Origin of the sequence: Micromonospora sp. URMC 105 (genome assembly GCF_051386295.1) — a bacterium.
Taxonomy (GTDB): Bacteria; Actinomycetota; Actinomycetes; order Mycobacteriales; family Micromonosporaceae; genus Micromonospora.
Window position 1 is genome coordinate 1 of sequence record NZ_JBPQTL010000099.1, and the last position, 21,207, is coordinate 21,207.

Consider the following 21,207-nt stretch of genomic DNA (forward strand, 5'->3'; position numbering starts at 1 on the left):
CCCACGCCCTCCCGCCCCACCGCCCTCCGCACCGGTGATCAAGAGGTTTGCGTCACGATCCCGGCGCCGGCAGACCAGAACTTCTTGATCACCGGGCGAGGCGACGGGCGGGGCCGCCGCGGGGCCGCCGCGGGGCCGCGGGAATCTCCACCTTGGAGGTTGGCGGCGGTGGGAGAAGTCGATGATCTACAGGTTAGGAGGCGAAGGCGAGGGTAGGGACCCTCCCATGCGCGTCCTCGGTATCAATGCGATCTTCCATGATCCGGCCGCCGCCCTGGTGGTCGACGGGCGGGTGGTGGCCGCCGCCGAAGAGGAACGGTTCAGCCGTCGCAAGCACGGCAAGCGGCCGGTCCCGTTCTCCGCCTGGGAGCTGCCGGAGCTCTCCGCGGCCTGGTGCCTGTCCAGCAGCGGCGTCGACGTCGAGAGCCTCGACGCGGTGGCCTACTCCTTCGACCCCGGCCTGTGCCGCGATGCCGCCGACCTCGGTCTCGCCGACCCGTGGGACTGGCTGCGCGTCGACTACGCCCGGCGGGCCCCGCAGTTCCTCGCCGCCGCGCTGCCCGGCCTCGACCCGGAGAAGGTGCGCTTCGTCCCGCACCACGTGGCACACGCCGCCTCGGCCGGGCTGGCCGCCCCGCCGGCCGGCGACGACACCGCCGTGCTGGTGCTCGACGGCCGTGGCGAGGTCGCCAGCCACCTGGCCGGGGTCTACCGCGACGGCGAGCTGAGCCCGCTCTACTCGCAGGAGCTGCCGCACTCGCTCGGCCTGCTTTACGAGGACCTCACCCGCCACCTCGGCTTCCTGCACTCCAGCGACGAGTACAAGGTGATGGCACTGGCCTCGTACGGCCGGCCCAAGCACCTCGGGGTGCTGCGCGAGCTGGTCCGGGTCACCGACTCCGGCGGCTTCCAGGTCGACCGGATCGACTGGACGAGCCTGGCCAAGGCCGCCGAGCCGGGCGCCGAGCTGACCGAGGACCACGCCGACCTGGCCGCCAGCGTGCAGGCCCGGCTGGAGGAGGTCGTGCTCGACCTGGCCCGCTGGCTGTACGACGCCTCGGGCGGCGCCTCGACCCTGGCGATGGCCGGCGGGGTGGCGCTGAACTGCGTCGCCAACGCCCGGCTCGCGGCCGAGGGGCCGTACCGGGACGTCTGGGTGCAGCCGGCCGCCGGCGACTCGGGCACCGCGCTGGGCGCGGCCCTGCACGTCGCCGGCACGCTCGGTGACCGGGCGACGCCGATGACCGGGGCGGACCTGGGCCGCGGCTGGTCCGACGAGGAGCTGGAGGCGGAGCTGCGCCGGGCCGCGCTGCCGTACCACCGGCCCGACTCGATCGCCGCCGAGGCGGCCCGGGTGCTGGCCGACAACGGCATCGTCGCCTGGTACCAGGGGCGCAGCGAGTACGGCCCGCGCGCCCTGGGGCACCGCTCGCTGCTGGCCCACCCCGGCGACCCGGCGACCACCGCCCGGATGAACGACGTCAAGGGGCGGGAGCAGTTCCGCCCGATCGCGCCGATGGTCCGCGCCGAACGCTTCGCCGACATCTTCGACGGGGTCTTCCCCAGCCGGTACATGCTCTTCGTACACCGGGTGAAGCCGGAGTGGCGCGACCGCATCCCGGCGGTCACCCACGTCGACGGCACCGCCCGGGTGCAGACCGTGCACACCGACACCGAGCCCCTCGTCGCCGAGCTGCTCGCCGAGTTCGAGCGGCGTACCGGCCTGCCGGTGGTGGTGAACACGTCGCTGAACACCGCCGGCCGGCCCATGGTGGACACCCCGCGCGAGGCGATGGAGCTGTTCGGCTCCGCCCCGGTGGAGCTGCTGGCCCTGGGTCCGTTCGCGGTGCGCCGGGGCGCGCTCGGCGGTGGCCGGTGATCAGCATCGTGGTGCCGACCCTCGGCCGGCCCAGCCTCACCGCCCTGCTCGACGCCCTCGTCCCGCAGCTCGCCGCGCTGCCCGACGTGGAGATCCTGCTGGTCGACGACCGGCGCGACGCCGCGGGTGAGCTGGCGGTGCCGGGGGCGCTGTCCGCGTACGCGAAGGTGGTGACCGGGCGCGGCGCGGGCCCGGCGGCGGCTCGCAACGTCGGCTGGCGGGCGGCCCGCCGGCCCTGGGTGGTCTTCCTCGACGACGACGTGGTGCCGGCGCCCGACTGGGCCCGGCGGCTGCGCGACGACCTCGCGGTCGGCGACCGGGTCGGCGGGGTGCAGGGCGTCGTAACGGTGCCGCTGCCGGCCGACCGGCGGCCCACCGACTGGGAGCGGAGCACCGCCGGCCTGGCCGAGGGCGAGTGGATCACCGCGGACATGGCGTACCGGCGGGCCGCGCTGGCGGCGGTGGGCGGCTTCGACGAGCGCTTCCCCCGGGCCTACCGCGAGGACGCCGAGCTGGCCCACCGGGTCCGCCGCGCCGGGTGGGAGCTGGTCCGGGGCCGACGCGTGGTCACCCACCCGGTCCGCCCCGAGGATCGCTGGGTGAGCCTGCGGGTGCAGCGGGGCAACGCCGACGACGCGCTGCTGCGCCGGGTCTACGGCCCGGACTGGCGCACCGAGCTGGGGTTGCCGCCCGGCCGGCGGCCGCGGCACGTCGCGACGGCCGCCGCCGGGGCGCTGGCGGTGACCGCCGTCGCGCTGCGCACCCTGCTGCCCCGCCACGGCGCACCGCGCCGGGTGCTCGGCGCGGTCGCCGCCACCGGCGCGCTGGGCTGGACGGTGGGCGCCGCCGAGTTCGCCGCGATGCGGATCGCGCCCGGCCCGCGCACCCGCGACGAGGTGTCCGCCATGCTGCTGACCAGCGCGCTCATCCCGCCGGTCGCCGTCGCCCACTGGGTACGGGGCTGGTGGCGACACCGACGCTCCGGTGCGGACGGTGAGCCCGCCGGAGCGCAGAGTTGATGTTTACTCCTCCTGCCCCGGGCAACTGGTCTGCCATGAACGGGGGCACGGCGATCACGCAGGGACTCTTCGACACGGTGCTGCTGGACCGGGACGGCACGCTGGTCGAGGACGTGCCGTACAACGGTGACCCGGAGAAGGTGCGCCCGCTGCCCGGCGCGCGCGAGGCACTGGACCGGTTGCGCGCCGCCGGCCTGCGTCTGGGCGTCGTCACCAACCAGTCCGGCCTGGCGAAGGGACTCTTCACCGCCGATCAGATGCGGGCGGTCCACGCCCGGGTCGAGGAGCTGCTCGGCCCCTTCGACACCTGGCAGATCTGCCCGCACGACGACGGTGACGGCTGCGGCTGCCGCAAACCCGCCCCGGGGATGATCCACGCGGCCGCCACCGCGCTGGGTACCTCCCCGGGGCGCTGCGTCATGGTCGGCGACATCGGCCGGGACATGACCGCCGCGCTCGCCGCCGGCGCCACCGGCGTGCTGGTGCCCACCCCGGTCACCCGGCCCGAGGAGGTCGCCGCCGCCCCGCACGTCGCCCGGGACCTGCCGGCGGCGGTCGACGAGATCCTGCGCCGGCAGGCCGCCGTCCGGCCCACCGCGCCCCGCCGCGCCGGCACCGTCCTGGTGGTACGCAGCGACTCCGCCGGCGACGTGCTGGTCACCGGCCCGGCGATCCGGGCCGTCGCCGCCGGGGCGCAGCGGGTTGTGCTGCTCTGCGGTCCCCGGGGCCGGGCCGCCGCCGAACTGCTTCCCGGCGTCGACGAGATCGTCGAATGGCCGCTGCCCTGGATCGACGGCGACCCCGCCCCCGTCGACCCCGACGACATCCGCGCGCTGACCGCCCGGCTCACCGCGGTCGGCGCCGACGAGGCGGTCGTCTTCACCTCCTTCCACCAGTCGGCCCTGCCCCTCGCGCTGCTGCTGCGGATGGCCGGGGTGGGCCGGATCAGCGCGATCAGCGACGACTACCCCGGCTCCCTGCTGGACGTACGCCACAAGGTGCCGGTCGGCGTGCCGGAGCCGGAGCGCGCCCTCTCCCTCGCCGCCGCCGCCGGATTCGGCCTGCCGGCCGGCGACGAGCCGACGCTGCGCGTCGAGGCGCCTGCGGTCGCGCCGCCCGACGGCCCGTACGTGGTGGTGCACCCGGGAGCGTCCGTGCCGGCCCGGGCCTGCCCGCCGGAGCGGTGGGTGGAGATCGTGCGCAGGCTTACCGCGAGCGGCTATCGGGTAGTGGTCACCGGGGGGCCGGTCGAGACCGTGCTGACCTCCCGGGTCGCCGCTGCCGGCGGCACCGACCTCGGCGGGCGGACTCCGCTGGCGGAGCTGGCCGGTGTCCTCGCCGGGGCGAGCTGCGTGGTGGTCGGCAACACCGGCCCCGCCCATCTCGCCGCCGCCGTCGGCGTACCCGTCGTCAGCCTCTTCGCCCCCACCGTCTCCTTCGGCCAGTGGGCGCCCTACCGGGTGCCGCTGGTCCGCCTCGGCGACGCCGCCGCGCCCTGCCTGGACACCCGGGCCACCCGCTGCCCGGTACCCGGCCACCCCTGCCTCACCGCCGGGGTCGACCCGGCCGACGTGCTCGCCGCGGTCCGCCTGCTCACCACCGGAATCCGACGCTGAAGGAGGGTCATGAACGTCCTGCTCTGGCACGTGCACGGCTCCTGGACCACGTCCTTCGTGCACGGCCGGCACCGCTACCTGGTGCCGGTCACTCCCGACCGCGGCCCGTACGGGCTGGGCCGGGCCCGCACCTACCCCTGGCCGGACAGCGCCGTCGAGGTGACCCCCGAGGAGCTGGCCGACGCGGACGTGGACGTGGTCGTGCTGCAACGCCCCGAGGAGCTGGAGCTGGCCGAACGCTGGCTGCGCCGGCGGCCCGGGCGGGACGTGCCGGCGGTGTACGTCGAGCACAACACCCCCAAGGGCGACGTACCCAACACCCGCCACCCGATGGCCGACCGCGACGACCTGCTGCTCACCCACGTCACCCACTTCAACGAACTGTTCTGGGACAACGGCGCCACCCGCACGGCCGTCGTCGAGCACGGCATCGTGCCGCCGAGGGTCGAGTGGAGCGGCGAGCTGGACCGGCTCGCGGTGGTGACGAACGAGCCGATCCGGCGCGGGCGGGTCACCGGCACCGACCTGATGCGCCGGTTCGCCGAGGTCGCCCCGCTGGACGTCTTCGGCATGGGGGTGACCGGGCTGGCCGACCGGCTCGGCTTGCCCGGGCACCGCCTGGCCAGCCACGACGACCTGCCCCAGGACGTGATGCACACCGAGGTGGCCCGGCGCCGGGCGTACCTGCACCTGTGCCGGTGGACGTCGCTGGGACTGAGCCTGATCGAGGCCATGACGATCGGCATGCCGGTCGTCGCGCTGGCCACCACCGAGGCCGTGGACGCGGTGCCGCCCGACGCCGGGGTGCTCTCCACCCGGGTCGACACCCTCGTCGAGGCGGCCCGCTGGCTGACGGAGGACCGCGACGCCGCGTACCGGCTCGGTGCGCGGGCGCGGGAGGTGACGAAGGACCGCTTCGGGCTCGACCGGTTCCTCGCCGACTGGGACCGGATTCTGGAGGAGGAAACATGCGCATCGCGATGATCTCGGAGCACGCCAGCCCGCTCGCCGTCCTCGGCGAGGAGGACGCGGGCGGGCAGAACACGCACGTCGCCGAACTGGCGGCGGCCCTGGTCGGCGAGGGGCACGACGTGCGCGTCTACACCCGCCGGGACGCGGCCGACCTGCCCGACACGGTCGACGCCGCCGCCGGTTACCAGGTGCGGCACGTGCCCGCCGGGCCCGCGCTGCGGCTGCCCAAGGACGAGCTGCTGCCGTACATGGGCGAGTTCGGGCGATGGATGGCCGAGCAGTGGAGCGGCGAGGGCTGGCGGCCGGACGTGGCGCACGCGCACTTCTGGATGAGCGGCCTGGCCGCCCTGCACGCCGGGCGGCGCACCGACACGCCGGTCGTGCTGACGTACCACGCGCTGGGCTCGGTGAAACGCCGCCACCAGGGCGCCCGGGACACCAGTCCACCGGGGCGGATCGGCTATGAACGCGCGCTGGGACGGGCAGCCGACCGGGTGATCGTCCAGTGCCAGGACGAGATCGGCGAGCTGGTCCGGCTCGGCGTGCCGAGGGCGAAGATGGCGCTGGTCCCGTCCGGGGTCAACGAGGAGATGTTCCGTCCGGAGGGGCCGGTCGCGCCCCGCCACCCGACCCGCCCGCGCATCCTCACCGTCGGGCGGATGGTGGAGCGCAAGGGCTTCCAGGACGTCGTCCGGGCGCTGCCGGCGGTGCCGGAGGCCGAGTGCGTGGTGATCGGCGGCCCACCGGCCGACCTGCTTCCCGCCGACGGCTTCGCCCGCCGGCTGCGGACGCTCGCCGAGTCCTGCGGGGTCGCCGACCGGGTCACGCTGGTCGGCGCGGTCCCCCGCGAGGAGATGGGCGCCTGGTACCGCTCGGCCGACCTGCTGGTCGCCGCCCCCTGGTACGAGCCGTTCGGGCTGACCCCGCTGGAGGGGATGGCCTGCGGCGTGCCGGTGATCGGCACGAACGTGGGCGGCATCGCCGACACCGTGGTCGACGGGCTGACCGGCGACCTGGTGCCGCCGCGGGACCCGCGCGCGCTGGGCGCCGCGATCCGCCGGCTGCTCGCCGACCGGGTGCGCCGCTTCGCGTACGCCACGGCGGCGCTGGACCGCATCCGCAGCCGCTACTCCTGGAAGCGCTGCGCCGAGCAGCTGAGCGCGGTCTACGCCTCGGTCAGCACGGCCGGCCGAGTCGCCCCGGCGGTGGCCTGATGAGCGACCCGATGTCCGCCCTCGACGCGCACCTGTCCGGGCTGGCCGCCGCACTGCTGCCGTACCGGCGCACCGCCGAGCGGCTGGCCGGCTGGGGCACCCAGCTGGCCTGGACGCTGGCCACCGGCGGCCGGCTGCTGGCGGCCGGCAACGGCGGCAGCGCCGCCGAGGCCCAGCACCTCACCGCCGAACTGGTCGGCAAGCTGCGCGACGACCGGGAGCCGTACTCGGCGATCGCGCTGCACGCGGAGACGTCCTCGATGACCGCGATCGGCAACGACTACGGCTACGACGAGGTCTTCGCCCGCCAGGTCCGCGCCCACGGCCGGGAGAACGACGTGCTGCTGCTCATGTCGACCAGCGGCACCAGCGCCAACCTGCTGCGGGCGGTCGAGGCGGCCCGCGAGGTCGGGGTGCGCTGCTGGGCGTTCACCGGCCCCGCGCCGAACCCGCTGGCCGAGGTCTGCGACGACGTGCTGGCGGTGCCCTCACCGGACAGCCAGGTGGTGCAGGAGCTGCACCTGGTCTCGCTGCACCTGCTCTGCGAGTACGTCGACGAGGCGCTGCCGCTGGTACGGCAGCTGCCGCGAACCGCCGCGCCGCGGCAGCGCACGGTCGAGTTCGCCGGCCGGCCCGCCGGCGGCGACGCGCGCGCGCTGGCCGCCGCCGGTACCGCACCGGGGCTCAACCGGCACGCGCTCAACGGCCACGGCACGAACGGGCACGGCACCAACGGACACGCCGCCAACGGACACGGGCCGAGCCGGCCCGGGTGCCCGTCGTGAATCGGCCGCTGGTGGTCGTCGGCGACGCCCTGCTCGACCGGGACGTCGAGGGCACGGTCAGCCGGGTCTGCCCGGACGCGCCGGTGCCAGTGCTCGACGAACGTGCCGCCACCGACCGGCCCGGCGGCGCCGGGCTGGCCGCGCTGCTCGCCGCCGCCCAGGGCACCGAGGTGGCGCTGGTGACCGCGCTGGCCGACGACGCCGCCGGGGCCCGGATCGCGGAACTGCTCACCACCGCCGGCGTGCGCCTGTATCCGCTGCGGCTGCCCGGAGCCACCGCGGAGAAGATCCGGCTCCGCGCGAGCGGGCAGACCCTGCTGCGGCTGGACCGCGGCGGTGCGGCACGGCCACCGGGTGAGCCTCCCGAGGCGGCGCTGGAGGTGCTCGCCTCGGCCGGCGCCATCCTGGTCAGCGACTACGGCCGGGGCCTGGTCCGGCAGCCGGCCCTGCGGGCCGCGCTCGCCGACGCGAGCGCCCCGGTGGTCTGGGACCCGCACCCGAAGGGCGGCGTCGCGGTGCCGGGCGCCCGGCTGACCACCCCGAACCTGTCCGAGCTGCGGCAGCTCACCGGCGACGCCGGTGGCGGGTCGCCGCTGTCCACCGCCACCCGCGCCGGGCACGAGCTGCGCCAGCGCTGGCGGGTCGGCGCGGTGGCGGTGACCATGGGCGCCGACGGCGCGGTGCTCTGCCACTCCGGCAGCACCCCGCTGGTGGTGCCCCCACCGTCCGACGTGGCACACGTGGAGGACACCTGCGGCGCCGGGGACCGGTTCGCGGCCACCGCCGCCACCGCCCTGGCCGGCGGGGCGCTCACCTCCGAGGCGGTGCAGGAGGCGGTCGCCGCGGCGTCCGCGTACGTCGCCGCCGGGGGCGCGGCCGGCCTGGCCCGGCGCGGTGCCGAGCCGGCCACGACGCGCCGGCCCGAGTCCGCCGCCGAGGAGCTCATCGCCCGGGTACGCGCCGACGGCGGCACCGTGGTGGCCACCGGCGGCTGCTTCGACATCCTGCACGCCGGGCACGTCGCCACCCTCCAGGCGGCCCGGCGGCTGGGCGACTGCCTGGTGGTCTGCCTCAACTCCGACCGCAGCGTCCGCGCCCTCAAGGGTCCGGACCGCCCGGTCAACCCACAGGCCGACCGGGCCCGGCTGCTGGCCGCGCTGGACTGCGTCGACGCCGTGGTGGTCTTCGACGAGCCCACCCCGGCCACCGCGCTGGCCCGGCTGCGCCCCGACGTCTGGGTCAAGGGCGGCGACTACGCCGGCGACGGCGCCCCCGAACTGCCCGAGGCCGAGCTGGTACGCGGCTGGGGCGGCCGGGTGGTGACCGTGCCCTACCTGGCGGGCCGGTCCACCACCGCGACGATCAGCGCCGCGCGCTCGCGCGGCGCCCGACTGGTCAAGGGAGCACGATGAGCAGGGATCTGAACGGAGCGGCGGTGCTGGTCACCGGCGGGTCGAGCGGCCTCGGCGCGGCGGTGGTGACCGCCGTGACCAAGGCCGGCGGGCGGCCGTACGTGCTGGACCGGCAGGCGCCGGCCGACGGGGTGCCGTGGGTCGAGTGCGACCTCGCCGACACCCGGGCCGCCGAGGAGGCCACCCGGCGCATCGCCGAGCAGGCCGGCGGCCTGACCGGCCTGGTGACCGCCGCCGGGATGGACGTGCCCGGCGCGCTCGCCGACGTCGACGGCGCGACCTGGGACCGGATCGTCGCCGTCAACCTGCTCGGCACCGCCGCCGTCGTCCGGGCCGCCCTGCCCCACCTGGAGCGCGCGCACGGCACGGTGGTGACGGTCGCCTCCACGCTCGGCATCAAGGCGGTCAGCGACGCCACCGCGTACTGCGCGGCGAAGTTCGGGGTGGTCGGCTTCACCCGGGCGCTCGCGGCCGAACTGGCCGGGCGGGTCGGGGTGACGCTGCTGATCCCCGGGGGCATGCGGACGGCGTTCTTCGACGACCGGGACGAGCGGTACAAGCCGGGCCCGGACGCGATCCTCAACGACCCGGCCGACACCGCCGCCGCGATCATGTTCGCCCTCTCCCAGCCGCCCGGCTGCGCGGTACGGGAGATGGTGGTCTGCGCCGAACAGGAGTCGTCGTACCCGTGATCCTGGTGCTACGGGCGCTCGGCGTCGGCGACCTCGCGACCGGGGTGCCGGCGCTGCGCGCGCTGCGGGCCGCGTACCCGCAGGAGGAGCTGGCGCTGGTCGCGCCGCGCTGGCTGGCCCCGCTGGTCGACCTGGTCGGGGGCGTCGACCGGCTGGTCGACGCGGACGGGCTGGGCCACCTGGCGTGGCCCGGCCCGGCGCCGGAGCTGGCGGTCAACCTGCACGGTCGCGGCCCGCAGTCGCATCGGATGCTCGCCGGTGTCCGGCCGGGCCGGCTGCTCGCCTTCGCCAACGCACAGGCCGGTCACCGCGACGGCCCGGACTGGCGGGCCGAGGAGCACGAGATCGACCGGTGGTGCCGGATGCTGGCCTGGTACGGCATTCCCGCCGACCGCACCGACCTCACCCTGCGCCGGCCGGAGCCGGGGCGGATGCCGGCCGGGGTGAGCATCGTGCACCCGGGGGCGAAGGCGGCGCAGCGACGCTGGCCACCGGCGCGCTTCGCCGAGGTGGCCCGGGCGCTGACCGCCCGGGGGCACCGGGTGGTGGTCACCGGCACCGCCGGCGAGCGGAGCATCGCCGAGCAGGTACGCGCCCTGGCCGGACTGCCGGCCGCAGCGGTGCTGGCCGGGGAGACCGGCCTCGGGGAGCTGGCCGCGCTGGTCGCGCACGCCCGCCTGGTGGTCAGCGGCGACACCGGCATCGGACACCTCGCCACCGCCTACGCCACCCCGTCGGTGCTGCTCTTCGGCCCGGTGCCGCCCGCGCAGTGGGGTCCGCCCCCGGACCGGCCGTGGCACCAGGCGCTCTGGGTGGGCCAGCGGCGACCGGTCGACGCCGCCGCCGTGCATCCGGCGCTGGCCGCGCTGGACGTGCCGGCGGTGCTGGCCGCGGTGGAGCGGGTGGAGCGCGGCACACCCGTGGCTACCCGTCGGTAGCTTCCGGCCGTAGGCTGAGGCGGTGAGCGGGGACATCGAGTACAGCCAGGAGTTCGTCGAGGTCGACGGGGCGCGCCTCGGGGTGCAGGTCTACCCCGAGCCGGAGGGGCCGGCCGGCGCGCCGGTGGTGGTGCTCTGGCCGGCGATGGGCGTCCGGGCCCGCTACTACCGCCCCTTCGCCGCCGCGCTGCGCGAGGCGGGCCTGGCCGTGGTGGCGGCCGACCTGCGCGGCACCGGCGCCAGCACTCCCCCACCGAGCCGCGCCTGCCGGTACGGCTACGCCGAACTGGCCGGTGACGTCGGCGCCGTGCTCGACGCGCTCAAGCCCCGGCTGGACGGGCGTACCCGGGTGCTGCTCGGGCACTCCCTCGGCGGGCAGGCCGCCCTGCTGCACCTCGCCCTGCACGGCGCCGACGCGGTCGACGGGCTCGCTCTGCTGGCCGTCGGCGTGCCGTACTGGCGCAGCTACCCGGGCCCGCGGCGGTACGGGGTGCTGCCGTACACCCAGGGCATCGCGGCGACGGCGGCGGCGCTCGGCGTCTGGCCGGGCTGGGGCTTCGGCGGGCGGCAGGCGCGCGGGGTGATCCGGGACTGGGCGTACACCGCCCGGACCGGCCGCTTCCCGATCCTGGACGGGGTGGACGCCGAGGCGGCGGTCGGGCGGGTCGGCACGCCCGTCCTCGCCGTCAGCGTCGACGACGACCAGTACACGCCGCACGGCACGCTGGACCACCTCTGCGCCAAGCTCACCGCCGCGCCGGTGACCCGGCAGCGCTACACGGCCGCCGAGGCCGGCGCCCCGCTGGACCACTTCACCTGGGTCCGCGCCGGGCGGCCGCTGGCCGCGCGGGTGGCGACCTTCGCGGCGGGCCTGCCCCGCCGCTGAACGCCGCTCCCACCACCGCGTCACCACTCCCCGCCGGGACGAACGGCACGTCAGGGTACGTGCCGACCGCCGGTGAGATCGGGTGCGTAGCCGCGCGACGGGCGGGTATGCCGCTGCGCCCGAATACGGTGGAGGGGGATCAGATGTCCGAACGGCACACCGCACTGCGCTCGATGCACGATCTGGGCCTGGCAGCCTGGTTCGGTGGCTCCCTGATGGGAGCGCTCGGCGTCAACGGGGCGGCGGCGCGGATCAGCGACTCGACTCAGCGACTGCCCGTCGCCTCCGCGGGGTGGTCCCGCTGGACGCCGGTGAACGCGGCGGCGATCGGCGCCCACCTGGCCGGCGCGGTCGGCGAACTCGCCGCGGAGAGCCCGCGGGTGATGACACAGCGCGGGGTGGGGAGGGTCAGCGCGGTCAAGACGGCGCTGACCGTCGGCGCGCTCGCGGTCACCGGGTACAGCCGGTTGCTCGGCATGCGCCTGGAGAAGGCCGGCAACCCGCCGGTCGAGGGAACCACCGAGCCCAACTACCAGACCCCGTCCGACGTGGCCTCCTGCCAGCGGCAGATGAAGCTGCTCCAGTGGGCCATCCCGGCGCTCACCGGGGCGCTGGTCGTGGTGACCTCGTACATGGGCGAGCAGCAGAAGCCCGGCCAGGTGTACCGCGGGATCCTGGGGCGCGCGGGCGGGCTGGTCAGCGCGCCGGCGTCGCTGGGGAAGCTCGCGTCGATGGGCGCGGCCAAGCGCCAGCGCGGGATGGCGATGGCCGGCTGAACGGTTCCCGACCGGCGCGGGGTGGCCGTCGGCGACGGCGGCCCCGCGCCGGTCGGGGCGGTGACCGGCCGGGCGCGACGACGAGCAGCGAGGTGGCCATGACGGCGAAGAAGGGACCGACGGGCGGCTCGGGGCGCGGGCCGCAGTCCGCCGCCCCCTGGGGCACCACGGACGGCTTCGACGCGGACCCACCCTGGGGCGCGGGCAAGCACGACCCGATGGACGAGGGCAGCGAGGAGACCGCCGTGCCGGAGGGCCGGCGGGGTGAACGCCGGGCGGGCGCGCCGAGCGCGCCGACCGGACCGGCCGGCCGGCACGGCTTCGGATCGGTGGAGCCGACCCGGTTCACCGACGCCGGGCCGGGTGCGCCACCCGACCCCGCGCCGTCGCGGCGTCCCTTCCCGGACGACGTCGCGGACGGGGACCTGCCCGACAACCCGCTCGAGCGGGACACCGGCATGCACCCGGAGGGGATCAACCGGGACTGACCTCGAAGCGACGGGCCGGGCCGGGACAGAGCGTCCCGGGCCCGGCCCGACCGCCCCTGCGTCCGGTCACCGTCGACCCGGGTACGCAGGACGGGACCGGCCACGGCGAGCCGTGGCCGGTCCGTCGGCGTCCGCCACCCGCCTCAGGAGCGGGTGCCGTCCTCGTCACCGGCCGGCGCCGGCAGCGGCTCGGCGACCGGCCGGCCGGTCTCGTCCACCAGCCCCGGCGCCATGCTGCCGCCGTGCGCCTCCTCCGCCTCGCGGACCCGGCGGGCCTCGGCGTCGTCCGGCACGGCCCTCATTCGGTCCGGAGCGCCGCCTAGCGGCGCGGAGGCCGAATTATGGCCGTCACCCGGCTGTCGTTCCTGCGTCATCGCGGCACCCTTCTGTCGTTCCCGGCGCGGTACCCGGCGGCCGGGGCGGCAAACCGGCTCAGACGCCGGCGCGCTCCGACGCGGGGGTCACGCCGAGCAGCTCGGCCAGTCGGCCCGCGTCGCGCTGGGCCTGCCCCTCGCAGCAGTTGTTGAAGAGCACGTGCAGCTCGCCGGAGTGCGCCGCCAGGTCGGTCAGCAGCTCCGCCCAGCGGCGCAGCTCCTCGTCGGAGTAGGCGTACCGGAACCGGTCCTCCTTGCTGCCGCCCTCCCAGTGGGCGCTGTGCCCGTGGAAGCGGATCATGATCGGCTCGGCCGTGCCGACCATGATCGGCGGCACCGAGGAGGGGTGCCCCTGGGGCATGTCCACGCAGACCATGCTGAGGTCGTGGTCGCGCAGGAAGGTCACCGTCTCGGCCGCCGCCACGTCGTCGAACCAGGAGCCGTGCCGCAGCTCCACCGCCACCGGCCAGGGGCGGCAGCGCCGCGCCAGCTCCACGATCCGCCGCCGGGCGGCCTCGCCGCGGGTCAGCCATGGCGGGAACTGCAGCAGCACCGCGCCGAGCCGGTCGTCCGCCGCGAGCGGCTCCAGCGCCGCCCGGAACCGGGCCCACAGTTCCTCGTACGCGCGCTCGGGCAGGTCACGACGGCGGACCCGGGCCGGGCCGGAGGCCGGCCGCAGGTCTTTCGGCAGCATCGACACCGGGGTCGGGTGGCCGGTGAAGAGACTGAACGCCTTGACGTCGAAGGTGAACCCGGGCGGGGTGGCCTCGACCCAGCCGGCGGTGGTCTCCGGCGCCGGGATCGCGTAGTACGAGGTGTCCACCTCGACCAGTCCGAAGTGGCGGGCGTAGAAGCCGAGCCGATCGGCGGGGGTCTTCGCGGAGCGCGGGTACCAGCCGGAGCGCAGCAGCGTCTGGTCCGCCCAGGAGGACGTGCCGACCAAAATGTCACCCATGTAGTTCAGTGGACCGCCATCGCCCCGGATCGGCAACCGCTGGCCGCGCGTGGCGGACGGCGGAACTGTCGGTGCCCCGGCCTAGCCTGGGCCTCGACGACATCGACGGAAGGTGCACCGATGACCACTTCGGAGCGGGTTCTCACCGGTGAGCGGGCCGACCTGGCCCAGACCCTCGGCCGGCACCGCGGTTTCCTGCGGCACACGGTGCGCGGGCTGACCGACGAGCAGGCCGCCGCGCGCACCACGGTCAGCGAGCTCTGCCTCGGCGGCCTGATCAAGCACGTGGCGGTCACCGAGGACGCGTGGATGCGGTTCGCGGTCGACGGCGCCGAGGCGATGATGAGCGCGCCGGTGGACTGGGCGAACGGGTTCCGGATGGTCGCGGGAGAGACCCTCGCCGGGCTCCTCGACCAGTACGCCCAGGTCGCGGCCCGCACCGACGAGCTGATCGCCACCCTCGACCTGGACTCGGCACAGGCGCTGCCGGTGGCGCCCTGGTTCGAGCCGGGCGCGAGCTGGTCGGTGCGCCGCGTCCTGCTGCACCTCATCGCGGAGACCTCGCAGCACGCCGGGCACGCCGACATCCTCCGCGAGGCAATCGACGGCGCCAAGACGATGGGCTGACCCGGCCGGGGTCAGCGGGGGCGCTCGACCCGCCCAGCGCGCCAGGCCGAGCAGGGGCGGCCGTCCTCGGTCTCCGCCCGATCGGCGCGGGCGGCGCGCGCCTCCACCAGCGCGGCGTGCTGCCCGCCCGCCACTGGGTCCGGCGGCGATCTCCGGCGTGACCCTCGCCACCCCGAGCGGCGGGAATGTGACGCCCGGGGTATGCCCGGCGCTGAGGGACACGAGATGAACGCACATCGGATGGACCAGGAGACCGTCGAGCGACTGCTCGGCAGCCCGGTCGTCGACCCGCACGACGGCCCGGAGCCGCTCGTCCGGCTGCTGACGGCGGTGCGCGCCGCCCCGCACCCCACCGAACTGCGCGGCGAGAGCGCCGCGATGCAGGCGTTCCGCACGGCCCGCGCCGGTGCTGCGCGGCCCACCCGCACGGCCCGCGCCGGTGCTGAACGGCCCACCCCGCGGCCCGCCCGTCCGCGGTTCCTGGCCCAGCTGGCCGGGCTGAAGCTCGCGCTCGCGGGCCTGGCCGTGGCCGCCAGCGGGGGCATCGCCCTCGCCGCCGCCACCGGCACCCTGCCCGGCCCGCTGCACCGCGACGACCCGGCTCCGCCGACCGCGTCCACCGTGCCGCACGACAGCCCCTCCCCGACCGCCGGACGGGACGGGTCCGGCGCGCCGTCCGGGGTGGAGTCACGACGCCCGTCGCCGGCCGCCTCGGTCCTCGGGCTGTGCCACGCCTACCGGGCCGGCGCCGCGGAGAACCCCGGCCGCGCCCTGGACAACCCGGCCTTCGCCGACCTCATCGCCCGCGCGGGCGGCCGGAACCAGGTACCCGGCTACTGCGAGCGGGTGGTCCGCGGCACCGGCGCCCCGGTGCCCCCGACAGCAGACCGCTCGGACCCGGCGCCCCCGACGGCCGACCGCCCCGACCCGGCGACCCGGCGGCCCGACGCCCGGCCCTCCGGCGCGGGCCGGACGGCGTCGACGCCGGGCGGAAAGCCCACCGCGCCCGGCGGCACCGCCCGGCCGGGTCCGCCCACCCCCCGCTGACCCGGCCACCACCCGGCCCGTGGTGGCCGGCTCGACAGCTCTGCGGTGGTCCGTGCCCGGGCGGACCGGCCTCCCGCCGAGGCGTGACGGTGCGGGCTGGTAGCTTGCGCCGATGAGTCTGCGGCGTCGACGCGTGGCGATGGTCCTCCGCCTGGCGACCGTCGTCGCCGTGCTGGCCGGGATCGTGCTCACCGCGCTCGGTCCGGCCACGGTCACCGGCCTGCTGCCCTACTTCACCATCCAGAGCAACGTCGCGGTCGGGCTCTTCGCCGGCTACGCCGCCTGGCGGGCCTGGCGGGCCCGGGCCGAGCCACCGTCGGCACTCAAGGGCGCGGTCACCCTGTACATCACCATCACCGGGGTGGTGTACCACCTGGTCCTGGCCAACCCGGCCAGCCCCTTCGCGATGACCCAGCCGGAACGCGCGCTCGGCGAGGCGCTGGGCAACCAGTTCCTGCACACCGTCGTACCGCTGCTGGCGATCGCCGACTGGGCGCTGTTCGACCAGCGCGGCCGGCTCCGCGTACGGCACGCCGCCTGGTGGCTGGCCTTTCCGCTGGCGTACCTGGGTTTCGCGCTGGTGCGCGGGCTCGTCGTGCACCGGTACCCGTACCCGTTCATCGACGCCGGGCAGCTCGGCTACGCCGGGGTGTCGGTCAGCGCCGTCCTCTTCGCCGTCGCGTTCTGGGTGCTCGGCCTGCTCTTCGTCGGCGTCGACCGGGGGCTGTCCCGGCGGGTGCCCGCCCGCCCGGCCGACACCCCGGCGGTCGCCGTCCCCGCGCCGCGGCCGGCCCCCGACGACACCCCGGCTGAGACTCCCGCCGGGCAGCGGTGACCGCCCGGGCCGCGGCGCGGCGGGAGGATCAGCGCAGCCGGGAGCGGCGCCCCCGGGGGTGGGTGGAGCGGTCCCGGCCGTACGCGTCGGCGTGGCCCCACCGGCCCGGGACGTCCAGCAGTTCGATCCGGCCGAAGCCCTCCGGCACGGCCGGGCTGACCAGCAGGTTGTCGCCGCAGGGCCGTAACCCGAGGATGGTGCCCAGCAGCATCAGCAGCGCCCCGGAGGCCCAGGACTGCGGGCGGCCCGCCATCGGCAGCTGCACCGGGTACCTGGTGACCTCGCGGGGGTAGCCGGCGATCACCTCCGGCACCGGCCCGCCGAGCAGTTCCGCGATCGCGAGGACGCCGGCGGCGACCCGGGCCGCCTCCTCGTCGTGGTGGTAGCGGCGCAGACCGGCGGCGACCAGCGAGTTGTCCCACGGCCAGACCGCGCCGACGTGCGCCCCCACCGGGTTGTACGGCAGCTGCCCCTCGGCCAGGGTCCGCACCCCCCAGCCGGTGAACAACTCCGGTGAGAGCAGATGCCCCGCGAGGTCCGCGGAGCGCTCCTCGGGGACGATCCCGCTCCACAGCAGGTGGCCGATGTTGGAGGTGAGCGTCTCCACGGGCGTGCCGTCCGGCTCCAGCGCCAGCGCGTAGTACCCCCGCCGGGGCAGCCAGAAGTCCCGGTCGAAGCGTTCCTTGAGGGCCGCCGCCTCCCGCTCCAGCCGCTGCGCGTACGCCGGGTCGTCCCAGAACTCCCGGGCCAGGCGGGCACCCCGTAGCTTCGCGTCGTAGGCGTACCCCTGCAACTCGCAGGTGGCCCGGGGGAACCCCGGCTCTCGGCCGTCGCGGTGCACGATCGCGTCGGGCGAGTTCTTCCAGCCCTGGTTGACCAGCCCGTTGCTCAGGTTGCGCCGCTGGTAGCGCAGGTATCCCTCGCCGGTCGGGTCCCCGTACGCGTCGATCCAGTCCAGCGCCATCCGGGCCGGATGACGCAGCTCCCGCACCAGCGCGGCGTCGCCGGACCAGCGCTCGTACTCGTCGAGCAGCACGACGAAGAGCGGGGTGGTGTCGGCGGCCCCGTAGTAGAGCGCGGTCGGCTGTTCGCCGAAGCCGGCGGACTCGCCGTAGCGCAGCTCGCCGAGGATCTTGCCGGGTTCCTCGTCCCGCTCGTCGTCGAGCCGCCCACCCTGGGCGAGGGCCAGCACCCGCAGGGTGGTCGGGGCCAGTTCGGGGGTGAACGGCAGGGTCTGCAGGCAGGTGACGACGGCGTCCCGGCCGTAGAGGGCCATCGCCCACGGCAGGCCGCCCACCGGCACCTGCCCGGGATAGGACAGCGGCGTGTAGCGCAGCGCGGCCAGGTCGGTCAGGACACCCTGGTAGACGTCCGCCAGGGTGTCGCGCTCGGCCCACAGCTGCGGGGCCCGAGCGCGCCACTGGCGCAGGTCCTCGCGCATGTCCCGGCCGACCAACTGCCGGTGGGTCTCCAGGCTGCTGCGCAGGTCGCGTCCGCCCTCACCGCGAACCGTCATGCCGACGTGCAGGTCGGTGATCCACTGCCCGTTGGCCGGGACGCTGATCCGGTAGGTGATGCCGCCCTCGTCGACATGTCCCGCAGCGGTGCTGGAGATGATCGTTTCCCGGCTGAACCGGTCCCGCTCGTACCGCAGCCGCAGCGCCCGGTCGGCGGAGGAGGCGGTGGCGGTCGTCCGGCGGAATCTCGGGCTGCGGATCTCGGCGGTGTCGGCGAAGTCGGCGGCGATGTCCATCCGGACGACCAGCTCGGCCGGGTCGGCACCGTGGTTGAGCACGGTGATCCGCTCGTTGAAACTGTCGTCGATGGACCGGTGGCGGATGACCGAGACGTCCGCGTCGACGTAGCGGCTGGCGGGACCGGGGACCAGGAAGAACCGGGTCTCGAAGTAGCTGAGGTCGTCGCGGGACAGGGCGTTCAGCCGCTCGCCGTCCACGGTGAGCACCCAGCGGGACACGAACCGGGTGTCGAAGGAGAAGAGCCCCAGCGGCGCCCGCGGGTCGATCTCCATGTCGCCCTGGGCGTCGCTGGCGGCGAAGGCGTTCCCGGCGACGACGTGGACGCGTTCCTGTCTCATCGGCGCGCCGACCCGGGTCCGGCGACGTCGCGGGGGTGCCGGGCGTCGGGCGGGCCCGGGAAGATGCGCCGCAGCGCCAGCAGCAGCCGGATGTCACCCTGCACGGTCAGGTCGTTACGCATGAGCGCGGCCACCACGTGCGTCCGGCCGGCGGCGAGCCGGTCGAAGACCTCCCGGTCGGCCCGGACCACCAGGTCGGCCTCGTCCGCCGAGCGGGCCACGTCGAGGCACTGGTCGTGCAGGGTGAGGTACCAGTGCTCCGTACGGCCCCCGTCGTGCAGGTCGAGCCGGAGCGTGCCGGCGGTGGTCTCGGGCAGTTCGGGGCGGCGGCGCGGACTCAGCCGCTCCAGGAACTCTGCCGCCGACATGGCCATGGCCCCCTCTCCCGCGTGGTCCGCACAGCCGGAGTCAGCACGGTCGCACCCCGGAGGGTGAGGCGACCTCATCCGGACCGGGTGAGCCGTGGCGCCGGGCGTGCGGGCGGCGGGATCCGGGGTAGCTGGAGCGGAGGGAGGCGACGATGCGCGAACTGGACGACCCACGGGTGGGCCGGGTGCTGGCGGCGCTGCTGGCCATGCAGCGGCAGTCCTGGGAGCAGGGGGTGGCCGGGCACGCGCTGCTCGACCTCGGCCGCGACCAGCAGGCGGTGCTGCTGGCCGACGCGGCGGTGACCCGCCAGCACCCGGACGGGCGGCTCGGCGACGTGTCCGGCGAGAACGGCGCGGTCAACGGCGCCGCCTGCGGGGAGGCGCTGTGGCACGCCGTGGCCGCGCATCCGGACGAGCGGTGGTCGGCGGCGCTGGACCGGCAGCTCGACTGGCTGCTGACCCGGGCGCCCCGGGCGGCCGACGGCACCCTGTTCCACCTGCTCGGCAACCGGCAGGTCTGGGCGGACACCGTCTACATGGTGGTGCCGCTGCTCGCCCTCTGCGGGCACCCCGCCGCGGCCGCGGGCCAGGTGGACGGCCACCGTCACCGGCTGCACGACGAGCGCAGCGGGCTCTACGCGGCCCGCTGGGACGACGACCGGGGGCGCCTGGCGCACCCGGGCCACTGGGGCACCGGCAACGGGTGGGTGGTCGCCGGCATCGCCCGTGCGCTGCGGCTGCGCGCCGACTGGCCCGCCGACCGGCGGGCGGAGCTGGCCGGGCACGCCCGGCAGGTGCTCGACGCCTGCCTGGCGCACCGCCGGCCGGACGGGCTCTTCCACGACATGCTCGACGACCCGGGCAGCTTCGTCGAGGTCAACGTCGCGCAGATGCTGGCGTACGCGGCGCTGACCGGGGTCGCCGACGGCTGGCTGCCGGCGTCGTACCGGGACGTCGGGCGGGACCTGTTCGCCGCCGCGAACCGCCAGGTCGACCGGCACGGGCTGGTCCGGCCGGTCAGCGGCGCGCCGGACTTCACCCGCCCCGGCACCTCCGCCGAGGCGCAGGCGTTCCACCTGCTCGCGTACGCCGCGCTGCGGCGGGCCGGGTGACGGCGGCTCAGCCCGCGCGGAGCAGGCCCCGCACGTAGGCGGCCTGGCCGACGTGCTGCAGGGCGTCCTCGGCCACGCTGACCAGCCGCACCCCGAGGGTCACCGGCGGGTCCCACGCCTCGTCCACCACCCGGTCCAGGTCCGCCGGCCGCAGCCCGGCCAGGAACTCCCGGGTACGCCGTGCGACCGCCTCGTGGTAGTCGACCAGGGCCCCGGCGCTCTCCGGGCGCACCGCGGCGACCCGCTGCGGGTTGTGACCGTAGCCGGTGTCGTCCGGATCGGGGGTCAGGCCGAACCGGGCCGCCCAGTCGCCGGAGACCCAGAGCTGGTCCGCGCCGAGCAGGTCGGCCACGTGGTGGTCCTCGATGCGGGTCAGGTGCCAGACCAGCCAGCCGACCGGGTTGGCGCCGGGCCCCGGCGAGCGGCGCAGCTCCTCCGGGCTCAGCCCGTCCACCGCCGCGCGCACCAGGTCGGGCAGCCGGTCGTAGGTCTCGATCAACAGGTCGTCCACGTCCACCGGAACACTCCTTAGCAGGCCGCCGTCTCCCGTCGGGTACCGCCGGCCGGGGCCGGTAAACCCGGCCTCTAGGGTGATCACGTGGTCGCGGCGCTGGAGCTGTATCTGGACACCGACGCCACCCGTCGCATCCGGGTCCTGTGGGACGCGTTGGAGGCCGAGGGCGTGCAGAGCATGCGCTCGCTGCTGGAGCAGCGGCACCGGCCGCACGTCTCCCTCGCCGTGGCACCCCGCCTCGATCCGGAGCGGGTGGCCGAGGCGCTGCGCGGGACGGTGGTCGCCGCGCCGCTGCGGCTGGGCTTCGACCACGCCGGGCAGTTCGTCGGCCGGGTGCTCTGGCTCGGCGTCACCCCCACCGTCGAACTGCTGGCCCACCAGGCCCTGGTGCACGAGCGACTGGCCCGGGCCGGGATCGCCCTGTCCGAGCAGTACCGGCCGGGACGCTGGGTGCCGCACTGCACGCTGTCCATGCGGGTGCCGAACACGCTGATGGCCGCCGCCGTACGCCGATGCCTGGAGATGCTGCCGCTCCAGGCGACGGTGGTAGGCGCCGCCGTCGCCGACCACGCCCGCCACATCTCCCACCCCCTCCCCTGACCC

Annotated in this window: 22 protein-coding genes; 17 read left to right on the forward strand and 5 right to left on the reverse strand. The window is 76.1% G+C overall.

Annotated features, from left to right (window positions below; all coding sequences use genetic code 11):
• Positions 1-226 precede the first annotated feature (226 nt).
• The 12 genes from ACSNN7_RS24160 (at position 227) to ACSNN7_RS24215 (ending at position 12,677) form a co-directional block, all read left to right on the forward strand.
• Entirely contained in the window at positions 227-1,879 is a 1,653-nt protein-coding gene (locus ACSNN7_RS24160) for a carbamoyltransferase family protein (protein ID WP_436683221.1), read from the forward strand.
• Positions 1,876-2,898 (forward strand): glycosyltransferase family 2 protein, encoded by a 1,023-nt coding sequence (locus ACSNN7_RS24165; protein ID WP_436683222.1) that lies wholly within the window; start codon positions 1,876-1,878, stop codon positions 2,896-2,898. The genes ACSNN7_RS24160 and ACSNN7_RS24165 overlap by 4 nt, the downstream gene beginning before the upstream one ends.
• A gap of 35 nt (positions 2,899-2,933) precedes the next feature.
• On the forward strand, positions 2,934-4,514 hold the full coding sequence (locus ACSNN7_RS24170) for an HAD-IIIA family hydrolase (protein ID WP_436683223.1): 1,581 nt from the start codon (positions 2,934-2,936) through the stop codon (positions 4,512-4,514).
• 9 nt (positions 4,515-4,523) lie between these two features.
• Positions 4,524-5,498, forward strand: coding sequence for a glycosyltransferase (locus ACSNN7_RS24175; protein ID WP_436683224.1), 975 nt, complete (start codon positions 4,524-4,526; stop codon positions 5,496-5,498).
• Positions 5,483-6,700: a glycosyltransferase gene (locus tag ACSNN7_RS24180; protein WP_436683225.1), complete on the forward strand. Its 1,218-nt coding sequence runs from the start codon at positions 5,483-5,485 to the stop codon at positions 6,698-6,700. Before ACSNN7_RS24175 ends, ACSNN7_RS24180 begins: the two co-directional genes overlap by 16 nt.
• A complete protein-coding gene (locus tag ACSNN7_RS24185) occupies positions 6,700-7,485 on the forward strand; it encodes a D-sedoheptulose-7-phosphate isomerase (protein WP_436683226.1) in 786 nt (261 codons plus the stop codon). Before ACSNN7_RS24180 ends, ACSNN7_RS24185 begins: the two co-directional genes overlap by 1 nt.
• Positions 7,482-8,897: a PfkB family carbohydrate kinase gene (locus ACSNN7_RS24190; protein WP_436683227.1), complete on the forward strand. Its 1,416-nt coding sequence runs from the start codon at positions 7,482-7,484 to the stop codon at positions 8,895-8,897. Before ACSNN7_RS24185 ends, ACSNN7_RS24190 begins: the two co-directional genes overlap by 4 nt.
• Positions 8,894-9,589, forward strand: a complete 696-nt coding sequence (locus ACSNN7_RS24195; RefSeq protein WP_436683228.1) for an SDR family oxidoreductase — start codon at positions 8,894-8,896, stop codon at positions 9,587-9,589. The genes ACSNN7_RS24190 and ACSNN7_RS24195 overlap by 4 nt, the downstream gene beginning before the upstream one ends.
• Positions 9,586-10,527 carry a glycosyltransferase family 9 protein gene (locus ACSNN7_RS24200; protein WP_436683229.1) on the forward strand — a complete coding sequence of 314 codons (942 nt, stop codon included), beginning with the start codon at positions 9,586-9,588 and terminating at the stop codon, positions 10,525-10,527. Before ACSNN7_RS24195 ends, ACSNN7_RS24200 begins: the two co-directional genes overlap by 4 nt.
• A gap of 22 nt (positions 10,528-10,549) precedes the next feature.
• Positions 10,550-11,413 carry an alpha/beta hydrolase family protein gene (locus ACSNN7_RS24205; RefSeq protein ID WP_436683230.1) on the forward strand — a complete coding sequence of 288 codons (864 nt, stop codon included), beginning with the start codon at positions 10,550-10,552 and terminating at the stop codon, positions 11,411-11,413.
• Between the two features lie 143 nt (positions 11,414-11,556).
• On the forward strand, positions 11,557-12,189 hold the full coding sequence (locus tag ACSNN7_RS24210; RefSeq protein ID WP_436683231.1) for a hypothetical protein: 633 nt from the start codon (positions 11,557-11,559) through the stop codon (positions 12,187-12,189).
• 98 nt (positions 12,190-12,287) lie between these two features.
• On the forward strand, positions 12,288-12,677 hold the full coding sequence (locus ACSNN7_RS24215; protein ID WP_436683232.1) for a hypothetical protein: 390 nt from the start codon (positions 12,288-12,290) through the stop codon (positions 12,675-12,677).
• Between the two features lie 143 nt (positions 12,678-12,820).
• Here the strand turns inward: ACSNN7_RS24215 and ACSNN7_RS24220 are convergent, their stop codons facing one another.
• On the reverse strand, positions 12,821-12,970 hold the full coding sequence (locus tag ACSNN7_RS24220; RefSeq protein ID WP_436683233.1) for a hypothetical protein: 150 nt from the start codon (positions 12,968-12,970) through the stop codon (positions 12,821-12,823).
• A 139-nt stretch (positions 12,971-13,109) separates the two neighbouring features.
• The gene (locus ACSNN7_RS24225; protein WP_436683234.1) at positions 13,110-14,006 is read right to left on the reverse strand and encodes a DUF72 domain-containing protein; all 897 of its coding nucleotides are present in this window, start codon (positions 14,004-14,006) and stop codon (positions 13,110-13,112) included.
• 120 nt (positions 14,007-14,126) lie between these two features.
• On the opposite strand from ACSNN7_RS24225, the gene ACSNN7_RS24230 reads away from it, so the two are divergent.
• The 3 genes from ACSNN7_RS24230 (at position 14,127) to ACSNN7_RS24240 (ending at position 16,515) form a co-directional block, all read left to right on the forward strand.
• Positions 14,127-14,633: a DinB family protein gene (locus ACSNN7_RS24230; protein WP_436683235.1), complete on the forward strand. Its 507-nt coding sequence runs from the start codon at positions 14,127-14,129 to the stop codon at positions 14,631-14,633.
• Between the two features lie 225 nt (positions 14,634-14,858).
• On the forward strand, positions 14,859-15,680 hold the full coding sequence (locus ACSNN7_RS24235) for a hypothetical protein (protein WP_436683236.1): 822 nt from the start codon (positions 14,859-14,861) through the stop codon (positions 15,678-15,680).
• A gap of 112 nt (positions 15,681-15,792) precedes the next feature.
• A complete protein-coding gene (locus ACSNN7_RS24240; protein ID WP_436683237.1) occupies positions 15,793-16,515 on the forward strand; it encodes a Pr6Pr family membrane protein in 723 nt (240 codons plus the stop codon).
• A gap of 28 nt (positions 16,516-16,543) precedes the next feature.
• On the opposite strand, the gene ACSNN7_RS24245 is transcribed toward ACSNN7_RS24240, so the two are convergent.
• Positions 16,544-18,610, reverse strand: a complete 2,067-nt coding sequence (locus ACSNN7_RS24245) for an amylo-alpha-1,6-glucosidase (RefSeq protein ID WP_436683238.1) — start codon at positions 18,608-18,610, stop codon at positions 16,544-16,546.
• On the reverse strand, positions 18,607-18,984 hold the full coding sequence (locus ACSNN7_RS24250) for an SCP2 sterol-binding domain-containing protein (protein ID WP_436683239.1): 378 nt from the start codon (positions 18,982-18,984) through the stop codon (positions 18,607-18,609). Before ACSNN7_RS24250 ends, ACSNN7_RS24245 begins: the two co-directional genes overlap by 4 nt.
• Positions 18,985-19,130: 146 nt before the next feature.
• Here ACSNN7_RS24250 and ACSNN7_RS24255 point away from each other — a divergent pair, with 146 nt between their 5' ends.
• Entirely contained in the window at positions 19,131-20,090 is a 960-nt protein-coding gene (locus ACSNN7_RS24255) for a glycoside hydrolase family 88 protein (RefSeq protein ID WP_436683240.1), read from the forward strand.
• A gap of 7 nt (positions 20,091-20,097) precedes the next feature.
• On the opposite strand, the gene ACSNN7_RS24260 is transcribed toward ACSNN7_RS24255, so the two are convergent.
• The gene (locus ACSNN7_RS24260) at positions 20,098-20,607 is read right to left on the reverse strand and encodes a mycothiol transferase (protein ID WP_436683241.1); all 510 of its coding nucleotides are present in this window, start codon (positions 20,605-20,607) and stop codon (positions 20,098-20,100) included.
• An 81-nt stretch (positions 20,608-20,688) separates the two neighbouring features.
• Here ACSNN7_RS24260 and ACSNN7_RS24265 point away from each other — a divergent pair, with 81 nt between their 5' ends.
• Positions 20,689-21,204: a 2'-5' RNA ligase family protein gene (locus ACSNN7_RS24265; protein ID WP_436683242.1), complete on the forward strand. Its 516-nt coding sequence runs from the start codon at positions 20,689-20,691 to the stop codon at positions 21,202-21,204.
• The last annotated feature ends 3 nt before the right edge of the window (positions 21,205-21,207 follow it).

What these genes read in the sequence shown, in the direction of transcription:
- ACSNN7_RS24245 (WP_436683238.1), bottom strand. Translation starts at nt 18,610, where the DNA reads ATGAGACAGGAACGCGTCCACGTCGTCGCCGGGAACGCCTTCGCCGCC.
- ACSNN7_RS24180 (WP_436683225.1), top strand. Translation starts at nt 5,483, where the DNA reads ATGCGCATCGCGATGATCTCGGAGCACGCCAGCCCGCTCGCCGTCCTC.
- ACSNN7_RS24175 (WP_436683224.1), top strand. Translation starts at nt 4,524, where the DNA reads ATGAACGTCCTGCTCTGGCACGTGCACGGCTCCTGGACCACGTCCTTC.
- ACSNN7_RS24225 (WP_436683234.1), bottom strand. Translation starts at nt 14,006, where the DNA reads ATGGGTGACATTTTGGTCGGCACGTCCTCCTGGGCGGACCAGACGCTG.
- ACSNN7_RS24255 (WP_436683240.1), top strand. Translation starts at nt 19,131, where the DNA reads ATGCGCGAACTGGACGACCCACGGGTGGGCCGGGTGCTGGCGGCGCTG.
- ACSNN7_RS24210 (WP_436683231.1), top strand. Translation starts at nt 11,557, where the DNA reads ATGTCCGAACGGCACACCGCACTGCGCTCGATGCACGATCTGGGCCTG.
- ACSNN7_RS24185 (WP_436683226.1), top strand. Translation starts at nt 6,700, where the DNA reads ATGAGCGACCCGATGTCCGCCCTCGACGCGCACCTGTCCGGGCTGGCC.
- ACSNN7_RS24195 (WP_436683228.1), top strand. Translation starts at nt 8,894, where the DNA reads ATGAGCAGGGATCTGAACGGAGCGGCGGTGCTGGTCACCGGCGGGTCG.
- ACSNN7_RS24230 (WP_436683235.1), top strand. Translation starts at nt 14,127, where the DNA reads ATGACCACTTCGGAGCGGGTTCTCACCGGTGAGCGGGCCGACCTGGCC.
- ACSNN7_RS24215 (WP_436683232.1), top strand. Translation starts at nt 12,288, where the DNA reads ATGACGGCGAAGAAGGGACCGACGGGCGGCTCGGGGCGCGGGCCGCAG.
- ACSNN7_RS24240 (WP_436683237.1), top strand. Translation starts at nt 15,793, where the DNA reads ATGAGTCTGCGGCGTCGACGCGTGGCGATGGTCCTCCGCCTGGCGACC.
- ACSNN7_RS24250 (WP_436683239.1), bottom strand. Translation starts at nt 18,984, where the DNA reads ATGGCCATGTCGGCGGCAGAGTTCCTGGAGCGGCTGAGTCCGCGCCGC.
- ACSNN7_RS24235 (WP_436683236.1), top strand. Translation starts at nt 14,859, where the DNA reads ATGAACGCACATCGGATGGACCAGGAGACCGTCGAGCGACTGCTCGGC.
- ACSNN7_RS24160 (WP_436683221.1), top strand. Translation starts at nt 227, where the DNA reads ATGCGCGTCCTCGGTATCAATGCGATCTTCCATGATCCGGCCGCCGCC.
- ACSNN7_RS24170 (WP_436683223.1), top strand. Translation starts at nt 2,934, where the DNA reads ATGAACGGGGGCACGGCGATCACGCAGGGACTCTTCGACACGGTGCTG.